The organism is Luteimonas dalianensis (genome assembly GCF_049339425.1).
Taxonomy (GTDB): Bacteria; Pseudomonadota; Gammaproteobacteria; order Xanthomonadales; family Xanthomonadaceae; genus Luteimonas; species Luteimonas dalianensis.
In genome coordinates, this window is the sequence record NZ_JBMPPO010000002.1 from 257,118 (window position 1) to 283,914 (window position 26,797).

Here is a 26,797-nt window from a genome sequence, read left to right on the forward strand (position 1 = left end):
CGGGTTGCGGAATCCCGCCTTCCACTCACCAGACGACAGGACATCGACGTGGCAGTGAATCAGCAGCAGCGTGACAGGATCGCCTCGGGCAAGGGCTTCATCGCGGCGCTCGACCAGAGCGGCGGCAGCACCCCCAAGGCGCTTGGCCTCTACGGCATTGAAGCCTCGGCGTGGTCGAACGACGAGGAAATGTTCGACCTCGTGCACCAGATGCGCAGCCGCATCGTCACCAGCCCCGCCTTCAACGGCGACCGCGTCCTGGGCGCCATCCTGTTCGAACGCACCCTGGACGGCAGCTTCGGCGGCCAGGATGCCGCCGCATTCCTGTGGGAGACCAAGGGCGTCGTCCCGTTCCTCAAGATCGACAAGGGCCTGGAAGACGAAGCCAACGGCGCGCAGCTGATGAAGCCCATCCCGGGCCTGGCCGACCTGCTGGCGCGGGCCAAGGCCAAGGGCGTCTTTGGCACCAAGGAGCGCTCCGTCATCAAGTCCAACAACGCCGAAGGCATCGCCGCCGTGCTCGACCAGCAGTTCGACGTGGGCCAGCAGGTGCTCGACGCCGGTCTGGTGCCGATCCTGGAGCCGGAAGTCGACATCAAGGCCGCCGACAAGGAAGCCATCGAGGTCGAACTGAAGAAGGGCATCCTCGAGCGCCTGGCGCGCTACAGCGCCGACAACCCGGTGATCTTCAAGCTCACCCTGCCCAGCGTTGACGGCTACTTCCAGGAAATCGTCGACCACCCCGCCGTGCTCAAGGTCGTCGCCCTGTCGGGCGGCTACACCCGCGCCGACGCCAACGACAAGCTGGCCAGGAACCCCGGCGTGATCGCCAGCTTCAGCCGCGCCCTGACCGAGGGCCTGACCGCCCAGCACGACGACGACGCGTTCAACAGCGCGCTGGACGACTCGATCGAGTCGATCTACCGGGCCTCGATCGCCTGAGCCCGGCGATCCGGGGGGCGCGGCCGTTCCGGGCCCCCCGCGATCCTGCGCCACGCTCGCCGAAGGCGGCGGGCGCAGCCGCCCGGCACCTTCTCCGGGCTGTTCATTGGCTGGCCGCCAGCGGCGGCACGCCGGTGGGGCGGCCGTCCCCGTCCAGCGCGATCATCACGAAGCGCCCCTGGGTGCACAGCTCGCGCTCTCCGCTGAGCAGGTCTTCGGCCACCAGCTCCACGTCCACCTGCATCGAGGTGCGGCCGACGCCGACCACGCGGGCGATGGTTTCCACCAGCTGGCCCTGGCGGATCGGCAGCTTGAAGTCGACCTGCTCCGAGCGCGCGGTGACCACGGTGCGGCGCGCGTAGCGCGAGGCGGCGATGAAGGCCGCCTTGTCCATCCATGCCAGCGCCTGGCCGCCGAACAGGGTGCCCAGGTGGTTGGTGTGGTCGGGGAAGACCATTTCCAGCAGGCGGGCCTCGGTGGGCGCGCCGGGCGCGGGCGGCGTCATGCCGGGGCCAGGGCGAAGTGCGCCCGGACGGCGCCGGTGATCTGCGCCGGGCTCTGGAAGCCGGGCAGGCGGGCGGCCTCCGCGCCGTCGGCGAACAGCGACAGGGTCGGGGTCTGGCGCAGGCCCAGGCCGCGGAAGAAGTCTTCGCCTACGGTTTCCAGCTTCACTTTCAGCAGCACGACGGCTTCGGCGTCGGGCGTGGCCGCGAACTTCTGCAGCGACATGTCCAGCATCCGGCAGCCGGGGCAGTCGTCCTTGAAGTAGTCGACCAGCAGGCGTGGGTGTGCGGCGATGGCGGCGTGGTAATCCTCGGCTGAGGCGGCGTGCAGGGTCTGCATGGTGGGAGCCTTGTCGGTGTCGGGGTTGTTGTTGGGGCCGTTTGCGGCGATCGCCAGCACGTGGTCGGCCCAGCGTTCGATCTTCAGCGCGTCGCGCTCGCCGTGCGGCATCTGCTCGATCTCCAGCCGCGGGTAGCCGGTGTCGAAGAACGCGGCCATGCGCCGCACCGCGCCGCACCAGTACTCCTCGCCCCACTGGGTCTCGCCGGTGCCGAACACGGCCACCCGCTCCGGCCTGCCCACGGCCTCGACCAGCTCCGCGATGAAGCGCTTCATCTCCGGCGGCGTGCGGCCACCGTTGTCGCTCCAGGCGCCGAGCAGGTAGAGGTCGTGGCGCGGGTCGTCGCCCACAGCGTCCAGACCCTGGATATCGGTCTCGATCCAGGTCACCGCGTGGCCGCGCGCCTCGCAGCGCGCCCGCACGGCGCGGGCGACGTCGCGGGTGTTGCCGCTCAGGGAGGCGAAGGCGATCAGGACGCGCATGGTTCAGAGATCGTCGAAGCCGTTGTCGACATTGGTCTTCTTGTACGAGGCGTTCCGCATCTCGAAGAAGTCGGTCTTGGTCTCGGTGAAGTTGTCGGCGTAGGCCCGGATCCAGGGCATCACGTTGTCGGTGGTGTCCGGGTACAGGCTCTCGATGCCGAGCATCCCGGCCATCTTGTTGGCGCGGTACTTCACGTAGCGGACCATCTCGTCCACGTTGATGCCGTCGATGCCGTCCAGCACCTCGCCCGTCCATTCCATCTCCAGCTCCACCGCGTGCTCGAAGGCGCGGTGCACGTACTCGGTCAGCTCCCCGGTCTGCAGCTCCGGGTTCTCGCCGACGATGGCGCGGATCACCTCGCTGATGAACTTGGTGTGGGCCAGCTCGTCGCGGTTGATGAAGCTGATGATCTTGCCGGTGCCGGCCATCCGGTTCTGGCGCACCAGGTTGTAGAAGTAGGCGAAGCCGGAATAGAAGTTGATGCCCTCCAGGATCGAGGACTGGATCAGCGAGCGCAGCAGGGTCTCGGCGGTCTTCTCGCGCATGAAGTCGTCATACGATTCCATGATCGGCGCGTTGCGCTTGAGGATCGTGGGGTGCGTGCGCGCGATCTCGAAGATCCGCTTCTGGTTCTCCAGGTTGGTGATCGAGGACAGCACGTAGCTGTAGCTCTCGTTGTGGATCACCTCCTGCTGGCCGATGATCGCCGCGTTGGCGTGCGCGGCCGGGTCGGTGATGTACTCGGCGACGTTGTAGATGAAACGCGTCTGCGGCGAGTCCAGGGTGGCCAGCAGGCCGATGATCGCGTCGTAGGCGTTCTTCTCGCGTGCCGACAGCTCGCCGTATTGGCGCGAGTCGGCCTTCATGTCGACCTCGTCCGGGATCCAGAAGTTGGTCGAAAGCTCCTTGTAGGCGCGGTAGAACGACGGGTAGGGGATGTCGTTCCAGTTGAGGATGCCGGAGGTGCGGCCGTTGATGATCCCGGTGGAGCGGTTGGGGTGGCGCGGCTCGAGGATGCGGATGCGGTCGAGCGGCGTGGAGGTAAGCGGTGCGGAAGCGGACATGTGCGTGATCTCGCGTGTTGCGCCGGCATTGCGCCCGACGCGGATTGAATTCATTGGCAGGAGCGCGCCATGCGCGCGAAGCCGCGTGACCCCGTCCGTGGGGGGGAGCTCCGTGGCCGTCCATGGAAAGCCGTCCGTGGCGGTGCCTTCCCTGGCGATTCATGTGTCACGCGGCTTCGCGCGCATGGCGCGCTCCTGCAGGCTGTGTGTGGCTGGGTTTGCGCGTTACGTGCACCACTCGCATTCGGAGATGTCGATATCGTTCGACCTGACGTAGTAGGTGGTCTTCAGCCCCTCGCGCCAGGCGGTCATGTGCAGCTCCAGCAGGGTGCTGGCGCGGATGGTGCTGGGCACGTAGTAGTTGAAGCTGATCGACTGGTCGACGTGGCGCTGGCGGCGCGCGTTCTGGCGCACGCTCGCGAACTGGTCGACCTTGTACGCGCCCTTCTCGTAGTACGGCCAGGTCTCCAGCGACAGCCCCGGCGCGGCCACCGGGCGGCGGTAGTCCTTCTTCTCCTCGTAGTAGAAGGCCGAGTAGATCGGGTCGATGGACGCGGTGCTGCCGGCGATCTGCGCGGTCGACATGTTCGGCGCCACCGCCAGCAGCCAGCCGTTGCGCAGGCCGTTGACCGCCACCTGCGCGGACAGATCCAGCCACCGGGTGCTGTTGTAGTCGCGGTCGCGGAAGTAGCTGCCGTTGTGCCAGTCGCTGCCGGCAAACGCGGGATAGCTGCCCTTCTCCTTGGCCAGCTCCATGCTCGCCTGCACGGTGAGGAAGTTGATGCGCTCGTACAGTGCGTCGCTGTAGTCCTCGGCCCCGGGCGTGTCCCAGTGGATGCCCTTGAGCGCCAGCAGGTGGTGCCAGCCGAAGGTGCCCAGGCCGATCGCCCGGTACTTGCGGTTGGTGATCGTCGCCTGCGGCACCGGCAGCAGGTTCAGGTCGATCACGTTGTCGAGCATCCGCACCTGGATCGGCACCAGGCGTTCGAGCACGTCGGTGATCAGGTCGCCCTGGCCGTCCTGCGGCACGATCGCCCGGCCGAGGTTGATCGAGGACAGGTTGCAGACCACGAAATCCCCGGCCTGCTTCGTGGTCACGATCTGGTTGCCGCTGATGATCTCCTGCATGAGCTTCGTCGGGCTCATGTTCTGCAGGATCTCGGTGCACAGGTTGGACGAATACACCATGCCCGCGTGCTTGTTCGGGTTCTTCCGGTTGACCTCGTCGCGGTAGAACATGAAGGGGTTGCCGGTCTCCAGCTGGCTGACCATCAGCCGCTTGAAGATGTCGATCGCCTTGACCGTCCTGCGGCTGATGCGCTCGTCGGCCACCACCTCCTCGTACTTCTTCCGGAACGTGCCTTCGCCCTTCTTCTCGTCGAAGAAGTCCTGCAGGTACCAGCCCTTGATCCGGTGCACCTCGTGCGGGTCGAACAGGTACCAGTCGCCGCGCCGCTCCACCGCCTCCATGAAGATGTCCGGGATGCAGACCGAGGTGAACACGTCGTGCGCGCGCAGGCGCTGGTCGCCGTTGTTCAGGCGCAGGTCGAGGAAGGCCTCGATGTCGCGGTGCCAGACATCCAGGTACACGGCCACCGCGCCCTTGCGCTGGCCGAGCTGGTCGACCGACACGGCGGTGTTGTTGAGCTGCTTGATCCACGGCACCACGCCGCCGGACGAGTTCGGCACGCCGCGAATCGCCGAGCCCGAGGCGCGCACGTAGCCCATGTAGGCGCCCACGCCGCCGCCGCCCTTGGACACGCGCGCGATGTCGGTGTTGGAGTCGTAGATGCCCTGCAGCGAATCGTCCACCGTGTCGATGAAGCAGCTCGACAGCTGGCCGCCGGTCTTGCCGGCGTTCTGCAGCGTCGGCGTGGCGACCGTCATGTACAGGTTCGACAGCGCCCAGTAGGCCTCGCCGACCAGCTGCATGCGCCGCTCTCGGGGCTTTTCATCCTGCATCAGGTACAGCGCGATCGTCAGCCAGCGCTCCTGCGGCAGTTCGTACACCTCGCGCGAGGTGTCGGTGGCCAGGTAGCGGGTGGCCAGCAGGTACAGGCCGTTGTAGTTGAACAGCCGGTCGCGCTCGGGCTCGATCATCTTCCCGGCCTCGACCAGCTCCTCCTTGGAGTAGGCGCGCAGGATGTCGTTGGAATACACGTTTCGGTCGGCCAGGCTTTCCTGCAGGCCGACGTAGGAGCCGTACTTCTGCTCGGTGTCGTAGAAGCGGTTGCGGCTGGCGCGCTTGTACAGGCGGTGCAGGTAGATGCGCGCGGCGAACAGCTCCCACTCCGGCGCGGCCACGTCCACCCGCGCCTCGGCCTCGCGGATCAGGTGGTCGACCAGGTCGTCGGCGTTGACCGCCTGCTTGCGCTCCACGAAGCCGAACACGCTCTGCTTGTAGTCGGCGATTTCAAGCTGCGGGAACTCGGCGTGGACGCGGTCGATGGCGCGCTCCAGGCGCGCACGCTCGTAGGGCATGCGGCGGTTGCCGGCCTCCTTGGTGATCCAGGTGGCGACGTTGGCATCGGCGGGCGGGGCGGTGTCGATAGGCATGGACTGGGCAGTGGGTGGAGAGGGAACGCTGTCCCCGGAATCGGAAGCAGCCGGCCGGGCGGCACGGGGCGTGGACGCATCCGGGGCGGGGGCGTCCGGCGTCAGCGTCCGGGGCGTGTCTGGCGCGGTGGCGGTGGTGTCGTGGCTGCTCATGGTTCCTCCCGGATCGGTTGCGCACGCTCGCCCGTCCCCGGCAGGCGATGAAGGCACGGGCGCGCGCCGACGCGGGGCGTCGTCGCGGCCTCGCCCCCTCGGGCGGGCGGATTCGTCACAGGATGGAATAGCGGCGTCGCACCGGCGGCGACTGCGCTCCGTGCCGGAGGCGGCCCCGCGTGCTTCGCCAGCCATCTCCCCCCGGAGATTCCGCAGCCGGCACCGCGCGGCGTGCATGCGCGCGGCTGTCGGCAGGTCTTCGGGCTCATGGGCACGGAGACTTGCGTCTCCACCTTGTCCGCCGCTTCCCGGAGCCGTGGTGGCTCCAGTGCTTCGTGGCGGGGTCGTTCCCAGTTACCGCTGCGGGGCAGCGCCGGAATGGCCGATCCTGGATGGAACGGCGTCACCGGCTTCCCTTTTCATCCGGTGGGTAGCGCCCGCCGGAACCGACAGGCACAACATATCGTGGCAACAGATTTTGTCAACGCAAAATGTTGTGGAACATCCGCAGGCTCGGGTTCCACGGCCGTTCCCCCGGCTCAGGGCCGGTGCGGGCTGGCCAGGTACTCCGCGCTGCGCATCTCGATCAGCCGCGAGGCGGTGCGCTCGAACTCGCCGGTCAGGCGTTCCCCGGCGTACAGCGCCACCGGCTCGGTCGCGGCGGTGCACACCAGGTTGACGTTGCGGTCGTAGAGCTCGTCGACCAGGGTGACGAAGCGGCGGGCGGCGTCGTTGCGCAGGTCGTCCAGCACCGGGATGCCGCCCAGCAGCAGGGTGTGGAACTCGCGCGCGATCTCGATGTAGTCGCCGGAGCCGCGCGGGCCCTCGCACAGGGCGTCGAAGTCGAACCAGGCCATGCCGGGGCAGCGCGCACGCACCGCGATGCGCCGTCCCTCCAGCACGATGCCCGCGCCGCGGTGGCCGTCGTCGCCGCCCAGCGCGTGCCAGCGCTGCTCCAGCCAGGCGTCGGCGCCGTCGTCCAGCGGCGTGCGGTAGACCGGCGAGCGGGTCAGCGCGCGCAGGCGGTAGTCGGTGTCGCTGTCGATGCGCAGTACGCTGCAGTGCCGCTGGATCAGGTCGATCGCCGGCAGGAAGCGCGCGCGCTGCAGGCCGTCGCGGTACAGGTCGGGCGGATCCACGTTGGAGGTGGTCACCAGCACGATGCCCTCGTCGAACATGCACTCCAGCAGCCGCGCCAGGATCATCGCGTCGCCAATGTCACCGACGAAGAACTCGTCCAGCACCAGCACCCGCAGCCCGGCCCGGCGCCAGCCGCGCACGATCAGCGCCAGCCGGTCGCGCTCGCCGCCGTGGGCCTGGAGCTGGTCGTGCACCTGGCGCATGAAACGGTGGAAGTGGGTGCGGTACTTGCCGTCCCCGCCCGCGCCGCCCGCCAGGTCGCTGCCCTTGAGCGTGCGCAGCGGCAGGCCGTCGTGGAACAGGTCGATCAGGAAGGTCTTGCCGCGGCCCACGCCGCCCCACAGGTACAGGCCGTCGATGGCGGGCGCGGGGTCCGCGCCGCGCAGGCGCTGCAGCAGCCCGCGGCGCTCGGGCGGTCGCGACAGCCCGGCGTGGATGCGATCCAGTTCCACCAGCACCGCGCGCTGGGCGGCATCGTCCAGCCACTCGCCCGCCGCCACGCCGGCGGCGTAGGCCTGCGAAGGCGCCGCCGTCCGGGTTTGCTCAGGCATCCGCGGCGGGCAGGTACTGGCGCACGCCGTTCTTGATCGCCCCGCGCAGATCCATCAGCTTGCGGTGGAAGAAGTGGCCGCTGTCGGGGATGCGCACCAGCTCGGCCCGGGCGTCGGCCCGATCCAGCCAGTCGTACACCGCCTGCGGATCGACGATCTCGTCCTCCTCGCCCTGGATCACCAGCCAGGGGAAGTCGGGCAGCTGGATGGAGTCGAAGTCCCAGCGCCCGGCCGGGGGGGCGATCGAAATCAGCATCCCCGGCTCGATGCCGGCCGAGGCCGCCAGGCTGACGTAGGCGCCGAAGCTGAAGCCGGCCAGCCACAGCCGCTGCCCGGAGCGCTGCGCGCGCACCCAGGCGGCCACCGCGCGCAGATCCTCGACCTCGCCGCGGCCCTCGTCGAACTCGCCGTCCGAGGCGCCGGTGCCGCGGAAGTTGAAGCGCACCGTGGTCACGCCCAGCTCGCGCAGCGAGCGGCCGGCCATGGTCACGACCTTGTTGTGCATGGTGCCGCCCTCGGTGGGCAGCGGATGGCAGATGATCGCCACCAGCGGCAACGCCGCCACGTCGTCATCGGGAAAGTCGACCGCGACCTCGAGTCCGCCGGCCGGGCCGGGCAGGGTCAGGGTGGTCGATTCGGTGGGGAAAGTGGGGGTATCCATGGGGCGGCATGATAGGCGATCAGGCCTTTGCCAAGCGTTCATGTTCGGCGATCAGGGGCGGATTGAAGCCGATCAGGAGCGGATTATGGCCGGTTTTATGGCGCACGATGCCGGTGATTCGACGCCGTTGGCCGCATGATGGAGGAAGTTGTGGCGAGTGGATCCCGGCGCGGGACGCGCTAGCGGCCGGACAGGTCGAAGCCGAGCAGGATCGGATCGTGATCCGAGCTGCGCCAAGGGGTTTCCTGCGCGGCGCCGGCGCCGGCGCCGCGATAGCCGATGGCTGCCGGCTCATCGGCGTTGCTGTGCCAGACGCGCGCGCCGCGCAGGCGGTCGGCCAGAGCCGGGCTGAGCAGCGCGTGATCCAGGCGGCCGGCCTGGGCCGAGTACACGTAGGTGTGGACGTCATCGCGACCGGCGAGCGCATCCTGCCAGCCCGACTCGCGCAGCGTGCGCACGGGGTCTTCTTTGCCGTATGCGTTCAGATCGCCGACGATCGCCACAAGATCGCTGCCGCTTCCGGTGGGGTCGGTGGCGGCCCAGGCGCCGAGCCGCTGCGCCGCATCGGTTCGCAGCGCGTTCCAGCAGCCCTGGCCGTCGCCCTGGTCGCGGTCGGGGCCTTCGGCCTCGCTGCAGCCCTTGGACTTGAAGTGGTTGGCGATCACCGTGAACGCCGGGCCGTCGCCGGCCTGGAAGGCCTGCGCCAGCGGCACCCGGCTGCGGGTGCCGAACGGGCCGCCTTCCAGCACCGCCGCCTCGCCGACGGTGCGCAGCGCGGAGGTGCGATACAGCAGCGCCACCCGGATCGCGTCCCCGCCCGGCCCCTCGCCCGCGTCCACGAACGCCCAGTCCGGGCCCAGCGTCCGCGCCAGTCCGGCAATGCTCGAGTCCGGCCCGTAGCCGTCGTTCTCCAGCTCCATCGCCGCCACGATATCCGGCTCCAGCGCCAGCACCGTGGCCCGCAGGCGCGCCAGCTGCGCGGCCAGCTCGCCTGCCGTGCGGGCGCCGCGGGCGGTGGGGAAGCCGCCGCCGCGGCCGTCGCCGTTGAACAGGTTCTCCAGGTTCAGCACCGCGACGCGCACGTCGCCCGCCACCTCCGGCACCGCGGGCCGGGGCGCCGGCTGCAGCGTCGGCGCCTGCAGCAGCTGCAGGTGGAACCCGTGCTCGCGCCGCTCCACGAGCGCCTCGACCCCGGTCAGCACGCTGCCGGTGCGCAGGGACGGCGCGCCGGCCGGCTGGTGCCAGGGCGTGCCGTCGCCGGTGTCCAGCGCGGCGCCGCTGATGGTCACGCTGCGGCGCGCGTTGTCCGCGGCGACCGCCGATGCGTCCGGGCCGGGCGCGGCGACCTCGGTGGGCGTGGCCAGGCGGCCGTCGAAGCTCGCTACCAGTTCGCCGTCGCGGGCCAGGCGGTAATGTCCGCTGACCGTCAGCGGGGCGCTGATCCGTACCCGCCTGCCTTCCAGCTGCGCCCAGTCCTGCGGCGGCGCCGCCAGTTCGAGCGCATCGGGGCCGGTCGGCGGATGGACGCAGCCGGCCGCCAGCAGGGCGAGCGCCAGTGGCAGCGCCCACCGGCACGAAAACGCCGCCCGGAGGCGGCGCTTCATGGTCTTGCCCGGCGGCTGGCTACTGGAGGTTGTCAAGCATCCAGTCCACGGAGGCGATCACCTGCTCGTCGCTCAGCGCCGGGTTGCCGCCGCGCGCCGGCATGAAGCCGGTGGAGCCGGTGAAGCCCTCGATCGCGTGCGTGTAGAGCACGTCGTTGCCCTGGGCAATGCGCGAGGCCCAGTCGGCCTGGGTCAGCATGGGCGCGCCGGCGACGCCGGCGGTGTGGCAGCCCGCGCACAGGTTGCTGTAGATCTCGCCGCCGTCCAGGGTGCCGCCGTAGGCGACCTGCGAGGCGGCCTGGGCCTGGGCCGCAGCGGCTGCGGCGGCCTGCGCCGCGGCGCCGGTGGAACCGGCATAGACATCGGCCACCGGAGCGATGCGGTTGAGCTGGGCCTGGATGGCGGTCTGCGACTCCTGCGGCGGCACCGCCTTGTGCAGCGCTGCGGACAGCCAGATCAACCCGCCCGTCACCACGACCAGGAACAGGATCACCAGGGAGAATTTCTTCAGGAAGTCGAGATCGTAGTTGCGCACGGGGACACCCTTTGGCGTGGCCGCCCGGCCACAGCTGGGCCGGAAGTATAGAGCACGCGGGCGCAGCTTCGAAGGCCCGGCGGATGATGGATTCGCCGAGGCTCTGGTAAGGTGCCCGGTGAGCGGCCCCTTACCGACGCGTCATGCCCCGTGCGGGCTGGCTGCCTGCCAGGGATGAGGCGGGGCCATCTGCGGGGCCGACATGGCGGAAGGCAAGCTGGCGGCAATTGCCGCGGCGGTGCAGGGGATCCGCTGATCGCGGCGGGGCCGATCCACTGCGGTTACGGCGCAGTGTCCGGATCCAGTGGCGCCAGTTCGTAGGCGGTGCTTCGCCCACGCCCCCCGGTCTTTTGCAGCATGCCCAGCGCCACCAGTTCATTGATGTCGCGCAGCGCGGTGTCCGTCGAGCACTTGGCGATGCGCGCCCACTTGCCGGTCGTGAGCGGGCCATCGAAGCCATCGAGCAGGCGGTTGATCAGTTTGGCCTGCCGTGGATTCATCGGCCGGCCGGCCCAGTGCTGCCAGAAACGCGCCTTGAACAGGGTGGCATCCAGGGCCAGCTGCGCATTGCCGATCGCCTGCAGGAGGTTCTCCAGGAACCAGGCCAGCCAATCGGTCACGTCGAGCGTTCCCTTCTGGGTGCGCTCCAGGATGTCGTAGTACGTCTTTCGCGAACGCTGGATCTGCGCGGAGAGGCTGTAGAAGCGCTGCGGGCTGCGGTCGGCGCGGGCCAGGAAAAGATCGCCGACCGCGCGCGCGATGCGACCGTTGCCATCATCGAACGGGTGCACGGTGACGAACCACAGATGCGCGAGGCCGGCCTTGATCAGCAGCGGGTCGGTGCTGTCGCGATTGGCCCAGTCCAGGAAGCACCGCATTTCCCGGGCAAGCCGATCAGCCGGGGGCGCCTGGTAATGCACCTTTTGCCGGTGATGCGGGCCGGACACCACCTGCATGGGCCCCGTCGCATCGTCGCGCCAGGCGCCAATCCTGATGCTGGCCAGCCCGCTGCGTCCGGTAGGGAACAGGGCGCCGTGCCAGCCATGCAGGCGTTCGGCCGTCAGTGGCTCGGGCGCACGGCCGGTCGCATCCAGGATCATCTCGACGATGCCTTCGACGTGGCGATCCACGGGTGCCAGCGCGCCGATGTCCATGCCAAGTCGTCGGGCGATGGAAGAACGGACTGAATCCATGTCCAGCGTTTTGCCTTCGATTGCGCTGGTCTTGACCACATCGTCGGTCAGGATCGACAGATTGGCCTGATCCCGCAGGCCCAGCCTGACGTCCGCCAGTCGCCCAAGCAGCAGGCCCTGGGCGTGGCTTGCGTCGGCGAGGGGGCCCGCAAGTGCCCGCATGTCGTACCGCCAGACGGGCCAGTCCGGGGCTTCCCAGATGTAGCGGTAATCGCCGCGTTTCATGCGGCGATTGTGGCCCCGATTCGCCGCAGGGGCAATTTGAATGGCGCGCCTGGAGGGATTCGAACCCCCGACCAATGGCTTCGGAAGCCACTACTCTATCCAGCTGAGCTACAGGCGCGCAGACCGGCCATTTTCCACCATTCCGCCGAAAGACGCGAGCCTTTCGTTGGAGGCGGCTCCGTGGTGCCGGCTTCTTGCTACGCTTTCCCGGTGAGTTACGAACGCTACGCCGATCCCGCCCCCCCGTCCCGGCCCTCGCGGCTGTCCCTGTACTGGAAGCTGATGCGCGCCGACCGGCCGATCGGCTGGCTGCTGCTGCTGTGGCCGACCTGGTGGGCGCTGTGGCTGGCGGCCGACGGCTTCCCGCCGCCGTGGGTCCTGGTGGTGTTCACCGCCGGCGTGTGGCTGACGCGCTCGGCCGGCTGCGTGATCAACGACTACGCCGACCGCTGGCTGGATCCGCACGTGGAGCGCACCCGCGAGCGGCCGCTGGCGACCGGGGCGGTGTCCGGCCGCGAGGCGCTGGCGCTGTTTGCGGTGCTGATGCTGGTGGCGTTCGCGCTGGTGCTGACCATGAACCGGCTGACCATCTACTTGAGCTTCGTCGGGGTGGTGCTGGCGGCCAGCTACCCGTACCTGAAGCGCTACACCTACCTGCCGCAGGTGTACCTGGGGCTGGCGTTCGGCTGGGCGATCCCGATGGGGTTCGCGGCGGTGCAGGGCGAGGTGCCGCCGCTGGCCTGGCTGCTGTACGTGGGCAACATCTTCTGGACGACGGCCTACGACACCTGGTACGCGATGGTCGACCGCGACGACGACATCAAGGTCAACAGCAAGTCCACCGCGATCCTGTTCGGCGAGATGGATCTGCTGGCCCAGGGCGTGCTGTACACCCTGTTCTTCCTGGCCCTGGCGCTGGTGGGCCGACAGGCCGGGCTGGGTGCGATCTACTGGGCTGGGCTGGGCGTGGCCCTGCTGCTGGTGGCGTGGGAGTTCATGCTCGCCCGCCATCGCGACCGCGAGGCCTGCTTCCGCGCCTTCCTGCACAACCACTGGGTCGGCATGGCGGTGTTCGCCGGCATCGCCCTGGACTACGCGCTGGGCTGAGTCACACCAGCATGCGGGTGCGGGCACGCAGGCGCAGGGCGACGATCACCTGCAGCACGCCGTAGAGCATCGCGCCGATCGCGATCCACACCATCAGGGCGAGCAGCCCCAGGTCGGGGCGCACCAGGAACAGGATGCCCAGCGCGATCGCCAGCGCGCCGCTGAGCGCCAGCAGCCACTCGCCGTTGATCAGCTTGCGCACCTGGATGGCGAAGACGATGCGGGCCAGGCCCGCCACCACCAGCCACAGCGCGATCAGCCACAGCATCGCGGTGGCCATCTGCAGCGGCCACACCAGGGCGGCAAGGCCGAAGCCGATCGAGACCAGCGCATAGGCCACCAGCAGCCAGCGCGGCAGCGCCAGGTCGCGGCGGGCCGCGCTGAGCAGGCTGACCGCGCCGTCCACCAGCGCCAGCAGGCCGAAGGCCATCACCAGCGCGATCACCGAGTACTCGGGCCAGACCAGCAGCACCACGCCGAAGACGATCGCGGAAAGTCCGTACAGCAGGAACACCCACCAGCTGCGGCGGATGCCCTTATTCAGGCGGGAGTCCATGGCGCGCTCCGTGGGATGTGCGGTTCTGGATACGCCACGCATGTTGCAGCGTCAAGGCGCCCGCGCGCAGACCCAGGCATCCACGCGGGCCACGCCGGCCGCGCGCAGGGCGCGGGCGGCGGCGTGCAGGGTGGCGCCGGTGGTCATGACGTCGTCGACCAGCACCACGTGCCGGGGCAGGGCCAGGCACGGCTCGGCGCTGAAGGCATTGCGCAGGTTGCGTGCGCGTGCGGCCCTGTCCAGTTCGGATTGCGGGGCGGTGGCGCGCGTGCGCCGCAACAGTTCGGGCCGCAGCGGAACCTGCAGCGTGTGCGCGAGCGGGCGCGCCAGCTCCAGCGCCTGGTCGTAGCCGCGCTGGCGCAGGCGCGCGCGATGCAGGGGCACCGGCACCAGCGCGTCGGGGCGGGCAAGGCTGTCGAAGCGTTCGGCCATCAGCTGCGCCAGCAGCCGCCCGGCGGCCAGGTCGCGGTGGAACTTGAAGCGCGGCAGCAGGCGGTCGAGCGGGGCCGCGTACAGGCAGGCGGCGTGCACCCGATCCAGCGGCGGCGGCGTGGCCTGGCACGCGCCGCAGGCCACGCCCGGCGGATGGCCGGCGGGCAGCGGCAGCGCGCAGTGCGGGCAGGCCGGGCCCAGCCACGGCAGGCCGGACAGGCACCGGCCGCACAGGTCGATGGCCTCGCCGGCGTCCTCGCCGCAGGCCAGGCAGCGGCCCGGCCACAGCAGCGCGGCGGCGTCGTTGCGCAGCCAGAAGCCGATCCTGCGGCGCAGGCCGTCAACTTTCGCGGCGGCGGTTTGGTTGACAGCCGTTGACATGCTTTCCAGACTGGCCGGTCTGTCCCGCCATAGCAGTCGGAAAACCGCCATGCCCGCCGTCAGTGAAACCCCCGCCCCGCGCACCGACTGGAGCCGCGAGGAAATCCAGGCCCTGTTCGACCTGCCGTTCCCCGAGCTGCTGCATCGCGCAGGCAACGTGCACCGGGAGCACTTCGACCCGGCCGAAGTCCAGGTCAGCACCCTGCTCTCGGTCAAGACCGGCGGCTGCCCGGAGGACTGCGCCTACTGCCCGCAGGCCCAGCGCTACCACACCGGCGTGGACGCGACCAAGCTGATGGCAACGGACGAGGTGCTGGAAAAGGCGCGCCAGGCCAAGGCCGCCGGCGCCAGCCGCTTCTGCATGGGCGCGGCCTGGCGCTCGCCCAAGGATCGCGACATCCCCAGGGTGGCCGAGATGATCCGCGAGGTGAAGGCGCTGGGGCTGGAGACCTGCGCCACCCTGGGCATGCTCACCGGCAGCCAGGCCGAGGCGCTGAAGGTGGCCGGGCTGGACTACTACAACCACAACATCGATACCGATCCGGAGTACTACGGCGACATCGTCGGCACCCGCCAGTTCCAGGATCGCCTGGACACGCTTGGCCACGTGCGCGATGCCGGGCTCAAGACCTGCTGCGGCGGCATCGTTGGCATGGGCGAATCGCGCGCCCAGCGCGCCGGCCTGCTGCATGCGCTGGCCACCCTGCCGGCGCACCCGGACTCGGTGCCGATCAACCGCCTGGTGCAGGTGGCCGGCACGCCGCTGGCGGAGAAGGACACGGTGGCCGCGCTGGATCCGTTCGAGTTCGTGCGCACGATCGCCGTGGCCCGGATCCTGATGCCCAAATCGATGGTGCGCCTGTCCGCGGGGCGCGAGCAGATGAGCGACGAGCTGCAGGCGCTGTGCTTCCTGGCCGGCGCCAACTCGATCTTCCACGGCGAGAAGCTGCTGACCACCGGCAATCCGGACACCGCCCACGACCAGGCCCTGTTCGACCGCCTGGGCCTGCGCCCGATGCACGTTGAAGTGGACGCCGCCGACCACGACCATGGCGGCACCGTGCACGCGGACATCGTGGCCCCGGCCGGAACCTGCGCGGCGTGATCCCCTGGTACGCCTGGGCGTACCTGCTGCTGCTGGCGCTGATCGCGGGGTACGACTTGCTCGCCGGGCTGCGCGCGCGTGCGCGGCCGAAGGCCATGCTGCTGCGCCTGGCGGCGATGGTGGTGGTGATGACGGGCGTGGTGTTTTTCCATCGCGGCCAGGGCGCGGGGATGCTGTACATGCTGCTGCTGTTCCTGGCGGTGCTGGTGCTGGCGCAGGCCTCGGTGGCCGCCGCCCATCGCGTGCGCGAGCAGCCCGTCCCCGTGCGCGAGCGCCTTGCCACCGCGCTGGGCGGGCTGGCGACGCTGCCGGCCATCGGCATGGGCGCCATCGCGGTGTGGGTGCGCCAGGGTGTCTGAGCGCGAAGACCTGCGCGCCCGCGTGGCCGCCCTGCGTACCCGCCGCCAGCTGCAGGCGCGCGAGCGCGTGCGCCGCACGGTGCTGCGCCGCGACGGCGTGCGCTGCGAGGTGGCCGGCGCCGATGGCGCGCCGCGCTGGCTGGTGAACTTCTGCAGCAATGATTACCTGGGGCTGTCGCAGCAGTTCGCGGTGGCCAACGCGCTGGCCGACGCGGCCGCGCGCACGGGTGCTGGCGGCGTTTCCTCGCACCTGGTGTGCGGGCATGCGGCCGAACACGAGGCGCTGGAGCGCGAGCTGGCCGACTGGCTGCAGATGCCGCGCGCGCTGCTGCTGGGCAGCGGCTACGCGACCAACCTGGCGGTGCTGCAGGCGCTGCTGGGCGATGGCGACCTGTGCGTGCAGGACCGGCTCAACCACGCCAGCCTCATCGACGCCGCGCACCTGGCCGGCTGCCGCCTGCGCCGCTATCCGCACAACGATGCCGAAGGCGCGCTGCGCCAGCTGCGCGCCGCGCCCGGCGGGGCGGCGGTGCTGGCCACCGACGGCGTCTTCAGCATGGATGGCGACGTGGCCCCGCTGCGCGAACTGGCGGCGGTGGCACACGCCGAAGGCGCGCTGATGTACGTGGACGATGCCCACGGCGTGGGCGTGCTCGGGCCGGAGGGTCGCGGCAGCGTCGCCGCCGCGCGGCTGGACGCTTCGCAGGTGCCGCTGCAGCTGGTCACCCTGGGCAAGGCCCTGGGCGGCTACGGCGCGGCGGTGGTGGGCGAGGCGGCGCTGGTCGATCACCTGGCCGCCACCGCGCGGCCCTACATCTACACCACCGCGCTGCCGCCGGCCCTGGCCGCCGCCTCGCTGGCGGCGGTGCAGCTGGCCCGGCGCGAGCACTGGCGGCGCGGCAAGCTGGCGGCGCTGGTGCACCGGCTGCGGCGCGGGCTGGCGGGCGCGGGGTTCGAACTGATGGATTCGGACACGGCCATCCAGCCCGTGCTCTGTGGCGACGACACGCGCGCGCTGGCGCTGTCGCGGGCGCTGGAGGCCGCCGGCTACTGGGTCGCGGCGATCCGCCCGCCGACCGTGCCCGAGGGCCGCGCGCGGCTGCGGATCACGCTGACCGCCGCCCATTCGGAAGCCGACGTGGACGGGCTGGTGGCGGCGCTGGAGCGCGCGCGCGACGACACGGGAGCATGAGATGACGACCCTGCACATCGAAACCACCGGCAGCGGGCCGGACGTGGTGCTGCTGCACGGCTGGGCCATGCACGGCGGCGTGTTCGCGCCGCTGGTCGAGCGCCTGGCCGGCGACCACAGGCTGCATCTGGTGGATCTTCCCGGCCACGGCCACAGCGCGGATGCCGGGCTGCCGCTGGCGATGGGGCCGGTGGTGGAGGAACTGGTGAAACGCCTGCCGCGGGCGCTGTGGCTGGGCTGGTCGCTGGGCGGGCTGTTCGCGCTGCAGGCGGCGCTGGCGCGCACGCCTTCGGTGCGCGGGGTGGCGCTGCTGTGTTCGAGCCCGCGCTTCGTGCGCGAGCCGGCGGGCGAAGGCGCGTGGCGCTACGGCATGTCGCCGGAGATCTTCGAGGATTTCGCCGCCGGGCTGCGAGATGACTGGCGCGGCACGCTGGAGCGGTTCATCGCCCTGGAGGCGTTCGGCTCCGACCATGCGAAGGAAGAGCTGCGCACGCTGCGCGAGAGCCTGTTTGCCCGCGGCGAGCCGGCTGCCGGCGTGCTCGCCAGCGGCCTGCGCCTGCTGCACGACGTGGATCTGCGCGCGGCGCTGCCGGGCCTGCCGGTGCCCAGCCTGTGGCTGGCCGGCCGCCGCGACCGCGTGGTCGATCCGCGGGCGATGCGCGAGGCGGCGGCGCTGGCCCCGCGGTCGCATTTCGAACAGGTCGAGCACGCCGGCCACGCGCCCTTCCTCACCCACGCCGACGAAGTCGCCGATGCCCTGCGCCGCTTTGAATCCACGCTCGCCCCATGAGCCTCGCCCCCTCCCGGGCAGGAGCGCGCATGGCGCGCTCCTGCCCCGGGGGTCGCGGTGACGGGGGCCGGCTTGCCGGGATAATAGGACGTCATGTTCGATACGCACCACATCCGCCACGCCTTCGGCCGCGCCGCCGACTCCTACGCCGGCGCCGCCGACCTCCAGCGCGAGGTCGAGGGCTGGCTGCTTGAATCGCTGATGTACCTGGACGACACCGTGCCCGACACGGTGCTCGATCTGGGCAGCGGCCCCGGCCATGCCACGGTGGCAATGCGCAAGCGCTGGCCGAAGGCGCGGATCGTCGCGGTCGACATGGCGCTGCCGATGCTGCGGCGGATCGATCCGCGCGCGGGCGGCGGGCTGGCCGGCGGGCTGGGCCTGCGCCCGGGCATCGACCGGGTGTGCGGCGACGCCGCGGCGCTGCCGCTGGCCGACGGCACCGTGGACGTGCTGTTTTCCAATCTGTGCCTGCAGTGGGTGGAGGATCTGCAGGCGGCGCTGGCCGGCTTCCGCCGCGTGCTGCGCCCGGGCGGGCTGCTGCTGCTGTCCACCTTCGGCCACGACACCCTGCACGAGCTGCGCGCGGCGTTTGCCGGGGCCGACGAGGCGCCGCACGTGAGCCCGTTCGTGACCATTGCCGACTTCGGCGACGCGCTCATGCACGCCGGCTTCCGCGACCCGGTGATCGACCGCGACATGCTGGTGCGCGGCTACGACGACCTGCCCGCGCTGATGCGCGAGCTGCGCGCGATCGGCGCCACCAACGCGATGGCCACGCGCCGGCGCACGCTGACCGGCCGCGCCCGCTTTGCCCGCGCGGCGGCGGCCTACGAGCCGCTGCGCGCGGCCGGCGGCCAGCTGCCGGCGAGCTGGGAGGTGATCACCGCCATGGCCTGGGCCCCCGAGCCCGGCGCGCCGATCCGGCTGGGCGGCGAGGAGATCATCAGTTTCCCCGCCAACCGCATCCCGATCCGCAAGCGCGGGTGATTCCCGCCTCCGCAGACCCCGTTTCCGTGTAGGAGTGCGCCATGCGCGCTCCTACAGGATGATTCAGGGCCGGGATCCTACACTCGCAGCCATGCGCGCACTCCTGTTCCTGCTGATCCTGGCCTGCCTGCCGCCGCTGCCCGCCATTGCGCAGCAGCGGCAGGCGTATGAAATCGACCTGTCCGGCATCGATGCGGCGATGGTGCTGGCCGGGGCGGAGGACGTGATCCTGCGCGCGGGCGATCGCGACGTGGACGGCCTCTACCAGGTGTTGCTGGACGCGTCCCGGTCGGACGAGGAGTCGCGCGAGCTGTGCCGGCTGTTCGATCCGTCCGCCGACCGCAGCCTGGCCGGCCTGCAGCGCGCCGCCAACGCGCTGGGCCCGCAGAGCCGGGTGCGGTTTGCGGACGCGGTGCTGGCGATCGCCATGGCCGGCATGCAGAACCCGCTGCAGCCCTACGACCCGGCCGCCGCCGACCAGGTGCTGCGCCGCGCCGGCGTGACCGCGATGCTCATCCACGAAGGCTTCTCGATCGGCATCGCCGCCACCGGCGACGACCCCGGCAGCCGCGAGGCCCGCTGCCGCTCGTTCCGCCAGCTGGTCGACGTGCTGCAGGATTTCGAGCTGCACGAGCGCGCCGCCGCCACCCGCTACCTCATGCTCGAAGGCCTGACCCGCTACGGCCGCGAGCTTTAGGCGCGCACCGCTTCCCAGCGGTCGCGGTGGAAGAAGTAGACCTCGCGCAGCAGGAACCGCCAGCGTGACTCCAGGCTGCGAAAACGCGTGGTCGGCGTGGCCGAGCCCAGCGCCTCGATCCCCTCGCCGCGCGCCAGCCGCAGCGCCCGCGCCATGTGCAGCGGATCGCTCACCAGGATTGCGCTGTGCAGGTCGCGTTCGCGCATCAGCATCGCCGCCTGCTCCAGGTTCTCGCGGGTGGTGCGCGAGACCGTTTCGATCAGGATCCGCTCCTCCGGCACGCCCTTGTCGATCGCATAGCGGCGCGCCACCTCCGACTCGGCGAACCGCGCGCCCTCGCCGCCGAAGCCGCCGGTGAAGATCAGCCAGGGCCCCAGCCCGCGCTCATGCAGGTTGATGCCGTGCACGATGCGCTGCTCGAACACCGGCGAGGGCCGCGCGTCGTAGGCCGCCGCGCCCAGCACGATGATCGCGTCCGCCGGCGCGGCCTCGTCGCGCGCGCCGACCCAGGTGATGTAGGCCGCCACGCCCGCCAGCCACAGCGCCAGCACCACGCCGAGGCGGAACAGCAGCCCCATCAGGCGCCGCGCGCCGCTGCGTCGCCTGGCCCGGCTCACCCCTGCTCCCCGGCCATCCGCAGCACCTCGGGCGCCACGTTGCCGCCGCTGAGCACCACGCCCACGCGCCTGCCGGCAAACAGCTCCGGATTGCCCAGCACCGCGGCAAACGCGATCGCCGAGGACGGCTCCACCATCTGCTTGAGCCGCTGCCAGAGCAGGCGCATCGCGGCCAGGGTGGCATCGTCTTCAACCGTGAGCACCCGCGCTCCGGCCGCCCGCAGGATCTGGAAGTTGGGCGCGCCGATGGTGGCGCGCAGGCCGTCGCAGAGGGTGTCGGCCACCACGTCCGGGGCCAGCTCGCCGCGCTGGAACGAGGCCGCCGCGTCGGCGCCGGCCGCCGGCTCGGCCAGGAACAGTTGCGTGGCCGGTGAAGCACCCGCCAGCGCGATCGCCGTTCCTGCCGCCAGCCCGCCGCCGCTGACGGGCACCACCAGCGCATCCAGCGGCCCGGTGGAACCGATCAGCTCCAGCGCCGCGGTGCCCTGGCCGGCGATCACCCGCGCATCGGCGTAGGGGTGCACCAGCTGCGCGCCGGTGCTTTGCTGCAGCGCGAGGCAGGCGGCTTCGCGCGCGGCCTGGGTCGGCTCGCAGCGGTGCAGCGCGCCGCCGTAGGCCTGGATCGCGGCGGTCTTGGCCGGCGACGCGTTGTCCGGCACCACCACGTGGCAGGCGATGCCGCGCGTGCGCGCCGCCAGCGCCAGCGCCGCGCCGTGGTTGCCGGAAGAGTGCGTGACCACCCCGCGCCCGGCCTGTTCTTCGTCCAGCGACCACACCGCATTGCAGGCGCCGCGGAACTTGAACGCCCCGCCGCGCTGCAGGTGTTCGCCCTTGAAATGCAGTTCGCAGCCGGCCATTGCATCCAGCGTCTGCGAGCGGTGTACCGGCGTGGCGTGCGCAAGCGGGGCGATGCGCGCGGCCGCGGCCAGCACGTCCTGGAAGACGGGAACGGGGAAGGGGGAAGGCATCGCCAAAAGCGTAGCGCAAGCCTGAGCGGTTCAGCCATGGTCAGGTTGAGCAGGCTGAATTAAGCGATGATTCAATGGCTTGGGCCGATGCTGGGGCTCATATCACACAGGGGCGATCAAATGAAGGTTCGCTATCTCATCGTCACTGCGCTGGCCGCGCTGCTGCTCGGCGGCTGTGCCACCTACGGTTACAAGGACGGGTATCGCGGGGGCAGCGGGGACTACTACTACGGCCGCAGCAGCAGCTCCGGCTACTACGGCGCGCCCTACGGCAGCGTGGGCTACGGCCGCTATGGCGGCGTCTACGGCAGCGTCGGTTACGGCTATCCGGGCTATTCGCGCTACAGCTACTGGCCGCGCAGCTACTACGGCTCGCGCTACCCGTACTACGGCAGCTACTACCCGCCGTACTACCACGGCCGCCCGATCGTGCGCCCGCGCCCGGACAACAGCCGGCCGGACAACCGCCCGAACGCGCCGTGGCGCAACCTGCAGGGCGTGACCCGGGTGGAGCATCGCGAGCGGCCCGAGCGCATCGAGCGCAATCCGGCCGGGCTGCGCACCCAGGGCCAGCGCGAGCGCATCCAGCCGGCCGTTCCCGGCAACCGCCGAGGCACCCAGCGCAGCAGCAACTCGCCGTGGCGCGCCGGGCCTGCCCGCAGCAGCGAGCGCAGCCGGGCAGCACCTGCCCCTGCGCGTCAGTCCGCGCCGGTACAGCGCACCCGGGCCGCGCCCAGCCGCCCGGCACCGCGGTCGCGTGCGCGAGACAGTGACCGCGGTCGCAGCATCGAGCCCTGAGGGGCTTGCGCCGGGCGTTTTGAGGGCGCAAGCTAGCCCTGTGTGACCGCCAGCGTCCAAACACGACGCAGCGCGGGGCAACGATCAATGTCGACGCCCGACGGGGGACTTCCGGATCCCCCCTGTTCCGCTCTCGTCGGGTGTCGGCGCCTAATCAGGCCGCGGCAAGGCCGAACGCAAAAAAACGGGGCCGGATGTCCCCCGACATCCGGCCCCTTCGCTTCCCCGGGTCGCGCATGGCCAGCCCTGTTCCAGTCCAGCCGCGCCCCCCTTGTGGCGCTTGCCTCGCCGGGTGCACCAGAAGCGAACGCAGGATGCGTGCCAACCAGTCCTTCTCCTGAACGCCCGGGCCCGCATCGCGGGACAGGCGATAATTGCGGCCATGGGTGCAACCGATTTCTTCCGTTATGACGTGATCGTGGTGGGCGGTGGCCATGCCGGCACCGACGCCGCGCTGGCGGCCGCGCGCGCCGGTGCGCGCACGCTGCTGCTCACCCACAGCATCGAGACCATCGGCGCGATGAGCTGCAACCCGGCCATCGGCGGGATCGGCAAGGGCCACCTGGTCAGGGAGATCGACGCGCTTGGCGGGGTGATGGCGAAGGCCGCCGACGCGGCCGGCATCCAGTGGCGGCGCCTGAACGCGTCCAAGGGCGCGGCCGTGCGCGCCACCCGCTGCCAGGCCGACCGTTCGCTGTACCGCGCCTTCATCCGCCGGGCGGTGGAGAACCAGCCCGGGCTGACCATCTTCCAGGCCGGCGTGGACGACCTGGTGATCGAAGGCGACGCGGTGCGCGGCGTGATCACCCAGGGTGGCCAGCGCTTCAGCGCGCCCGCGGTGGTGCTGACGGTGGGCACCTTCCTTGCCGGGCGGGTGCACGTGGGCGAGGCGCAGTATTCGGCCGGCCGTGCCGGCGATCCGCCCGCCAATACCCTGGCTGCGCGCCTGCGCGAGCGCCCGTTCGCGGTGGATCGGCTCAAGACCGGCACCCCGCCGCGCATCGACGGCCGCACCCTGGACTATTCGCGCATGGACGTGCAGCCGGGTGACGATCCGCGTCCGGTGTTCTCCTTCATGGGCAGCCGCGACGACCATCCGCGCCAGGTCGACTGCTGGATCACGCATACCACCGAACGCACCCACGAGATCATCCGCGCCGCGCTGCACCGCTCGCCGCTGTATTCAGGGCAGATCGAGGGCGTCGGCCCGCGCTACTGCCCGTCGATCGAGGACAAGGTGGTGCGTTTTGCCGAGAAGGCCAGCCACCAGATCTTCGTCGAGCCCGAGGGGCTGGATGTCGCCGAGATCTATCCCAACGGCATCTCCACCTCGCTGCCGTTCGACGTGCAGCTGGAGCTGGTGCGCAGCGTCACCGGCTTCGAGCACGCGCACATCACCCGGCCCGGCTACGCGATCGAGTACGACTACTTCGACCCGCGCGGGCTGAAGGCTTCGCTGGAGACCAAGGCCGTCAGCGGCCTGTTCTTTGCCGGCCAGATCAACGGCACCACCGGCTACGAGGAGGCCGCCGCGCAGGGCCTGCTGGCCGGCGTCAACGCCGCCCGCCAGGTGCGCGGGCTGGAGTCGTGGAGCCCGCGCCGCGACCAGGCCTACATCGGCGTGCTGGTCGACGACCTGATCACCCACGGCACCACCGAGCCCTACCGCATGTTCACCAGCCGCGCCGAATACCGGCTGCAGCTGCGCGAGGACAACGCCGACCTGCGCCTGACCGCGATCGGCCGGGAGCTGGGACTGGTGGACGACGCGCGCTGGGCGCGCTTCGAGGCCAGGCGCGAGGCCATCGAGCGCGAGACGCAGCGGCTGGGCGGGCTGTGGGCCTCGCCCAACAACGCCGCCGGCCGCGAGGTGGTGGAGGCCCTGGGCATCGAGCTGACCCGCGAGAACAGCGCGCTGGATCTGCTGCGCCGGCCGGAGCTGGACTACGCGAAGCTGGTGTCGCTGCCGGCATTCGCCGCCGACGCACCGGTGGCCGACGACGTGGCCGAGCAGGTCGAGATCGAAACCAAATACGCCGGCTACCTGCAGCGCCAGCGCGACGACATCGCCCGCCAGCAGCGCCACGAGTCCACCCCCATCCCGGAAGGCTTCGACTACGCCGCCGTGCGCGGCCTGTCCGCCGAGGTGCAGCAGAAGCTCGAACGCGTGCGCCCCGGCACCATCGGCCAGGCCCGGCGCATCCCCGGAATGACCCCGGCTGCGGTGTCACTGCTGCTGGTGCATCTGGAGCGCGGCCGGCGCAGCACAGCCGCCTGAGACCCGCCGCGTCGCCGTCCGGCCCGCGGTCAGGATGCGTGCCGGCGGCGCCTGGAATGGTTGAAGTGGTTGAGCAGCGCCCAGGCGATGCCCAGGCTCCAGAGCCCCCACAACATTCCTTGTTTGGGAACAAGCATTCCCTGTTTGGGAATTGAAAAGGGGCGTGTCGATTTCTCCACGCGCAGCCGTTTATTTGCAGTACGGAAAACAGCCTTTCCCGCTACTCTCAAGCTTGTTCAGGAGGTTGTTGCGCGCCCGCAGGGCGGATATCACTGCCCGCCCACCGCCTCGGCGATCGGCATGTCGCCATCATAGAAATTCACCGTCTGCCGGCTGGCGGCACCGGTGTTGATGACGTGGGCGATCACCTCGGCCACGTTGTCGCGGGAGGTGACCCGCCTGTCGTCCGGCCAGTCGTCGCCGGCGGTTTCGGTGCGCTGGATCCTGCCGGTGGCCGGCTCCAGGGTCAGCAGGCCGGGGCCGAGGATGGTGTAGTCCAAGGCGCTCTCGCGCAGCTTGGCGTCGGCGTCGTGCTTGGCCTTGGCGTAGGGGTAGAACGAATCGGAGGGATCCAGCCGATCCACGTCGGTATCTGCGGCGGCGTAGGAGACCATGACGAAGCGCTTCACGCCGGCCTGCCCGGCCGCCTGCATGGCGCGGGTGGCGGCGTCGTAGTCCACGGCGCGGGTGCGCTGCGGGTCGCCGCCGCCGGCACCGGCGGAAAACACCACGGCCTGGGCGCCCTTGAAGGCCGATGCAAGCGCGTCGACGTCCGCCGACTCGATGTCCAGCACCACGGGGTTGCCGCCCGCGGCGCGCACGTCGTCGGCGTGGCCGGGGTTGCGGATGATCGAGTCCACGGCGTGGCCGGCCGCCTTCAGCTTCGGCGCCGCCAGCAGCGCCACCTTGCCGTGGCCGCCGATGATCACGGTGCGTTTGGGATCGGTCATGGTGTTCTCCTGGTCGATGTGACGTGGGGAGCACCAGCATGCCCGGTCACGCGTGGGCATGCGGTGGACAGAGCTTTCCGCTTCAGCCGGCGGCCTGTTCCCCGTGCGTGGCGAGCCGGTCCACCAGCGACTGGCTGGCCCGGTTCAGTCCGATCACTTCCACCTGTGCGCCGTGCCGGCGCAGCTTCAGCACCACCCGATCCAGCGCCGCGACCGCGGTGGTGTCCCAGAAGTGCGCGTCGGTGAGGTCGATCACCACCCGGCGCGGTGCGTGCACGTAGTCGAAGCTGTTGGCGAACTGCACCGCGCAGGCGAAAAACACCTGGCCTTTCACCCGGTAGGTGCGCGTGCCATCCGCGGCGTCCTCGTGCTCGACCTGGAGCATGGCGCTGACCCGGCGGGTGAAGGACAGCGCGGTGAGCAGCACGCCGGTGAGCACGCCCATCGCCAGGTCGCCGGTGGCGACGGTGACGATCACCGTGCCCAGCATGATCAGGTTGGCGGTCTTGGGGTGCGTCCGGAACTCGCGGAAGCTCTTCCAGTGGAAGGTGCCGATGCTGACCATGATCATCACCGCCACCAGCGCCGCCATCGGGATCAGCGAGACCCATTCGGAGGCATAGACCACCAGCAGCAACAGCACCACGCCGGCGATCAGGCACGACAGCCGGCCGCGGCCGCCGGAAGACACGTTGATCACCGACTGGCCGATCATCGCGCAACCAGCCATGCCGCCGAAGAAGCCGGCGACGATGTTGGCCGCGCCCTGGCCGGCGCATTCGCGGCGGCGGTCGGTGGGGGTGTCGGTCATGTCCTCCACGATCTGCGCGGTCATCAGCGATTCGAGCAGGCCGACCACGGCCAGGGTGGCCGAGACCGGCAGGATGATGCGCAGGGTGTCCAGGTTCCAGGGGATGTCCGGCAGCAGGAACGTCGGCAGCGCGTCGGGCAGCTCGCCCATATCGCCGACGGTGCGGATGTCCAGGCCCATCCAGATGCTGGCGCCGGTGAGCACCAGGATCGCCACCAGCGCAGAAGGCACGGCGCGGGTGAGCAGCGGCAGCAGGTAGATGATCGCCAGGCCCGCGGCGCACACCGCCCACACCGTCCACGGCATGCCGATCAGCTCCGGCAGCTGGGCCAGGAAGATCAGGATCGCCAGCGCGTTGACGAAGCCCACCACCACCGAACGCGAGACGAAGCGCATCAGTGTGTTGAGCCTGAGCGCGCCGGCGATGATCTGCAGCACCCCGGCCAGGATGGTCGCGGCCAGCAGGTATTCCAGGCCGTGGTCGCGCACCAGGTCGACCATCACCAGGGCCATCGCGCCGGTGGCGGCGGAGATCATGCCCGGCCGGCCGCCGGCGATCGCGGTCACCACCGCGATGCAGAACGAGGCGTACAGGCCCACCCGCGGATCGACGCCGGCAATGATGGAGAAGGCGATGGCTTCGGGGATCAGCGCCAGCGCGACCAGCACGCCGGAGAGCACGTCGCCGCGGACGTTGCCGAACCACTGCTCGCGCAGCGGCGGATAGATGACGGACATGGAGGCTCCGGTAGGGCGCGCAGGCCGGAGTCCAGGCTGGAGTCATCGGGCGCGGGCGAAGGCGGAACCAGCGATTG

At 70.6% G+C, this 26,797-nt stretch carries 25 protein-coding genes, 1 tRNA gene, 1 pseudogene and 1 riboswitch; of the genes and pseudogenes, 10 read left to right on the plus strand and 17 right to left on the minus strand.

All coding sequences use genetic code 11. The annotated features are described in order from the left end of the window. Positions 1-48 precede the first annotated feature (48 nt). Entirely contained in the window at positions 49-942 is an 894-nt protein-coding gene (locus ACOZ90_RS03400; protein WP_431472825.1) for a fructose bisphosphate aldolase, read from the plus strand. A 103-nt stretch (positions 943-1,045) separates the two neighbouring features. On the opposite strand, the gene ACOZ90_RS03405 is transcribed toward ACOZ90_RS03400, so the two are convergent. From ACOZ90_RS03405 to ACOZ90_RS03455, 11 genes and pseudogenes are all read right to left on the minus strand, one after another. Continuing rightward, positions 1,046-1,447 carry an acyl-CoA thioesterase gene (locus tag ACOZ90_RS03405; protein WP_422892228.1) on the minus strand — a complete coding sequence of 134 codons (402 nt, stop codon included), beginning with the start codon at positions 1,445-1,447 and terminating at the stop codon, positions 1,046-1,048. Continuing rightward, complete coding sequence (locus tag ACOZ90_RS03410; protein WP_422892417.1) at positions 1,444-1,785, minus strand: thioredoxin family protein; 342 nt, start codon at positions 1,783-1,785, stop codon at positions 1,444-1,446. Before ACOZ90_RS03410 ends, ACOZ90_RS03405 begins: the two co-directional genes overlap by 4 nt. A 12-nt stretch (positions 1,786-1,797) precedes the next feature. Continuing rightward, a pseudogene (locus ACOZ90_RS03415) lies at positions 1,798-2,268 on the minus strand (flavodoxin); the annotation flags it as partial. Positions 2,269-2,271: 3 nt separating this feature from the next. Continuing rightward, positions 2,272-3,333: a ribonucleotide-diphosphate reductase subunit beta gene (locus ACOZ90_RS03420; RefSeq protein ID WP_422892229.1), complete on the minus strand. Its 1,062-nt coding sequence runs from the start codon at positions 3,331-3,333 to the stop codon at positions 2,272-2,274. Positions 3,334-3,558: 225 nt separating this feature from the next. After that, positions 3,559-6,042 carry a ribonucleoside-diphosphate reductase subunit alpha gene (locus tag ACOZ90_RS03425; protein ID WP_422892230.1) on the minus strand — a complete coding sequence of 828 codons (2,484 nt, stop codon included), beginning with the start codon at positions 6,040-6,042 and terminating at the stop codon, positions 3,559-3,561. A 233-nt stretch (positions 6,043-6,275) separates the two neighbouring features. Continuing rightward, a riboswitch (cobalamin riboswitch) is annotated at positions 6,276-6,508 on the minus strand. 73 nt (positions 6,509-6,581) lie between these two features. Beyond that, on the minus strand, positions 6,582-7,733 hold the full coding sequence (gene zapE / locus ACOZ90_RS03430) for a cell division protein ZapE (protein ID WP_422892231.1): 1,152 nt from the start codon (positions 7,731-7,733) through the stop codon (positions 6,582-6,584). Continuing rightward, positions 7,726-8,394 carry an alpha/beta hydrolase gene (locus ACOZ90_RS03435; RefSeq protein WP_422892232.1) on the minus strand — a complete coding sequence of 223 codons (669 nt, stop codon included), beginning with the start codon at positions 8,392-8,394 and terminating at the stop codon, positions 7,726-7,728. The genes zapE and ACOZ90_RS03435 overlap by 8 nt, the downstream gene beginning before the upstream one ends. A 179-nt stretch (positions 8,395-8,573) precedes the next feature. Beyond that, a complete protein-coding gene (locus tag ACOZ90_RS03440) occupies positions 8,574-10,034 on the minus strand; it encodes an ExeM/NucH family extracellular endonuclease (RefSeq protein ID WP_422892233.1) in 1,461 nt (486 codons plus the stop codon). After that, positions 10,018-10,533: a c-type cytochrome gene (locus tag ACOZ90_RS03445; RefSeq protein WP_422892234.1), complete on the minus strand. Its 516-nt coding sequence runs from the start codon at positions 10,531-10,533 to the stop codon at positions 10,018-10,020. Before ACOZ90_RS03445 ends, ACOZ90_RS03440 begins: the two co-directional genes overlap by 17 nt. Before the next feature lie 281 nt (positions 10,534-10,814). Next, positions 10,815-11,951: a Fic family protein gene (locus tag ACOZ90_RS03450; protein ID WP_422892235.1), complete on the minus strand. Its 1,137-nt coding sequence runs from the start codon at positions 11,949-11,951 to the stop codon at positions 10,815-10,817. A 41-nt stretch (positions 11,952-11,992) separates the two neighbouring features. Further along, a tRNA-Arg gene (locus ACOZ90_RS03455) sits at positions 11,993-12,069 on the minus strand. Between the two features lie 92 nt (positions 12,070-12,161). Here ACOZ90_RS03455 and ubiA point away from each other — a divergent pair. Beyond that, positions 12,162-13,058 carry a 4-hydroxybenzoate octaprenyltransferase gene (gene ubiA / locus ACOZ90_RS03460; protein ID WP_422892236.1) on the plus strand — a complete coding sequence of 299 codons (897 nt, stop codon included), beginning with the start codon at positions 12,162-12,164 and terminating at the stop codon, positions 13,056-13,058. Position 13,059: 1 nt separating this feature from the next. On the opposite strand, the gene ACOZ90_RS03465 is transcribed toward ubiA, so the two are convergent. Together ACOZ90_RS03465 and ACOZ90_RS03470 are read right to left on the minus strand one after the other, a co-directional pair. Next, positions 13,060-13,614, minus strand: coding sequence for an HdeD family acid-resistance protein (locus tag ACOZ90_RS03465; protein ID WP_422892237.1), 555 nt, complete (start codon positions 13,612-13,614; stop codon positions 13,060-13,062). A 51-nt stretch (positions 13,615-13,665) separates the two neighbouring features. After that, positions 13,666-14,427 carry a ComF family protein gene (locus tag ACOZ90_RS03470; RefSeq protein ID WP_422892238.1) on the minus strand — a complete coding sequence of 254 codons (762 nt, stop codon included), beginning with the start codon at positions 14,425-14,427 and terminating at the stop codon, positions 13,666-13,668. Positions 14,428-14,476: 49 nt separating this feature from the next. On the opposite strand from ACOZ90_RS03470, the gene bioB reads away from it, so the two are divergent. The 6 genes from bioB (at position 14,477) to ACOZ90_RS03500 (ending at position 19,560) form a co-directional block, all read left to right on the plus strand. Continuing rightward, a complete protein-coding gene (gene bioB / locus ACOZ90_RS03475) occupies positions 14,477-15,532 on the plus strand; it encodes a biotin synthase BioB (RefSeq protein ID WP_422892239.1) in 1,056 nt (351 codons plus the stop codon). Further along, complete coding sequence (locus ACOZ90_RS03480; protein WP_422892240.1) at positions 15,529-15,891, plus strand: hypothetical protein; 363 nt, start codon at positions 15,529-15,531, stop codon at positions 15,889-15,891. The genes bioB and ACOZ90_RS03480 overlap by 4 nt, the downstream gene beginning before the upstream one ends. Beyond that, positions 15,884-17,083, plus strand: coding sequence for an 8-amino-7-oxononanoate synthase (bioF, locus tag ACOZ90_RS03485; RefSeq protein WP_422892241.1), 1,200 nt, complete (start codon positions 15,884-15,886; stop codon positions 17,081-17,083). The genes ACOZ90_RS03480 and bioF overlap by 8 nt, the downstream gene beginning before the upstream one ends. Positions 17,084-17,093: 10 nt before the next feature. Next, positions 17,094-17,873: a pimeloyl-ACP methyl ester esterase BioH gene (gene bioH / locus ACOZ90_RS03490; protein WP_422892418.1), complete on the plus strand. Its 780-nt coding sequence runs from the start codon at positions 17,094-17,096 to the stop codon at positions 17,871-17,873. A 93-nt stretch (positions 17,874-17,966) separates the two neighbouring features. Next, positions 17,967-18,863, plus strand: a complete 897-nt coding sequence (gene bioC, locus ACOZ90_RS03495) for a malonyl-ACP O-methyltransferase BioC (RefSeq protein ID WP_422892242.1) — start codon at positions 17,967-17,969, stop codon at positions 18,861-18,863. 91 nt (positions 18,864-18,954) lie between these two features. Beyond that, positions 18,955-19,560 (plus strand): periplasmic substrate-binding domain-containing protein, encoded by a 606-nt coding sequence (locus ACOZ90_RS03500; protein ID WP_422892243.1) that lies wholly within the window; start codon positions 18,955-18,957, stop codon positions 19,558-19,560. Here ACOZ90_RS03500 and ACOZ90_RS03505 read toward each other — a convergent pair. Beyond that, on the minus strand, positions 19,557-20,138 hold the full coding sequence (locus tag ACOZ90_RS03505; RefSeq protein ID WP_422892419.1) for a YdcF family protein: 582 nt from the start codon (positions 20,136-20,138) through the stop codon (positions 19,557-19,559). The genes ACOZ90_RS03500 and ACOZ90_RS03505 overlap by 4 nt on opposite strands. Before the next feature lie 35 nt (positions 20,139-20,173). Continuing rightward, a complete protein-coding gene (locus ACOZ90_RS03510) occupies positions 20,174-21,145 on the minus strand; it encodes a pyridoxal-phosphate dependent enzyme (RefSeq protein ID WP_422892244.1) in 972 nt (323 codons plus the stop codon). Between the two features lie 120 nt (positions 21,146-21,265). Between ACOZ90_RS03510 and ACOZ90_RS03515 the strand changes: the two genes are divergently transcribed. Beyond that, entirely contained in the window at positions 21,266-21,943 is a 678-nt protein-coding gene (locus tag ACOZ90_RS03515; protein WP_422892245.1) for a hypothetical protein, read from the plus strand. A 382-nt stretch (positions 21,944-22,325) separates the two neighbouring features. Continuing rightward, the gene (mnmG, locus tag ACOZ90_RS03520) at positions 22,326-24,221 is read left to right on the plus strand and encodes a tRNA uridine-5-carboxymethylaminomethyl(34) synthesis enzyme MnmG (protein ID WP_422892246.1); all 1,896 of its coding nucleotides are present in this window, start codon (positions 22,326-22,328) and stop codon (positions 24,219-24,221) included. A gap of 269 nt (positions 24,222-24,490) precedes the next feature. Here mnmG and ACOZ90_RS03525 read toward each other — a convergent pair whose 3' ends face one another. Both ACOZ90_RS03525 and ACOZ90_RS03530 read right to left on the minus strand, forming a co-directional pair. Beyond that, on the minus strand, positions 24,491-25,171 hold the full coding sequence (locus ACOZ90_RS03525) for an SDR family oxidoreductase (RefSeq protein WP_422892247.1): 681 nt from the start codon (positions 25,169-25,171) through the stop codon (positions 24,491-24,493). Positions 25,172-25,253: 82 nt separating this feature from the next. Next, complete coding sequence (locus ACOZ90_RS03530; protein ID WP_422892248.1) at positions 25,254-26,720, minus strand: SulP family inorganic anion transporter; 1,467 nt, start codon at positions 26,718-26,720, stop codon at positions 25,254-25,256. Positions 26,721-26,797: the final 77 nt, after the last annotated feature.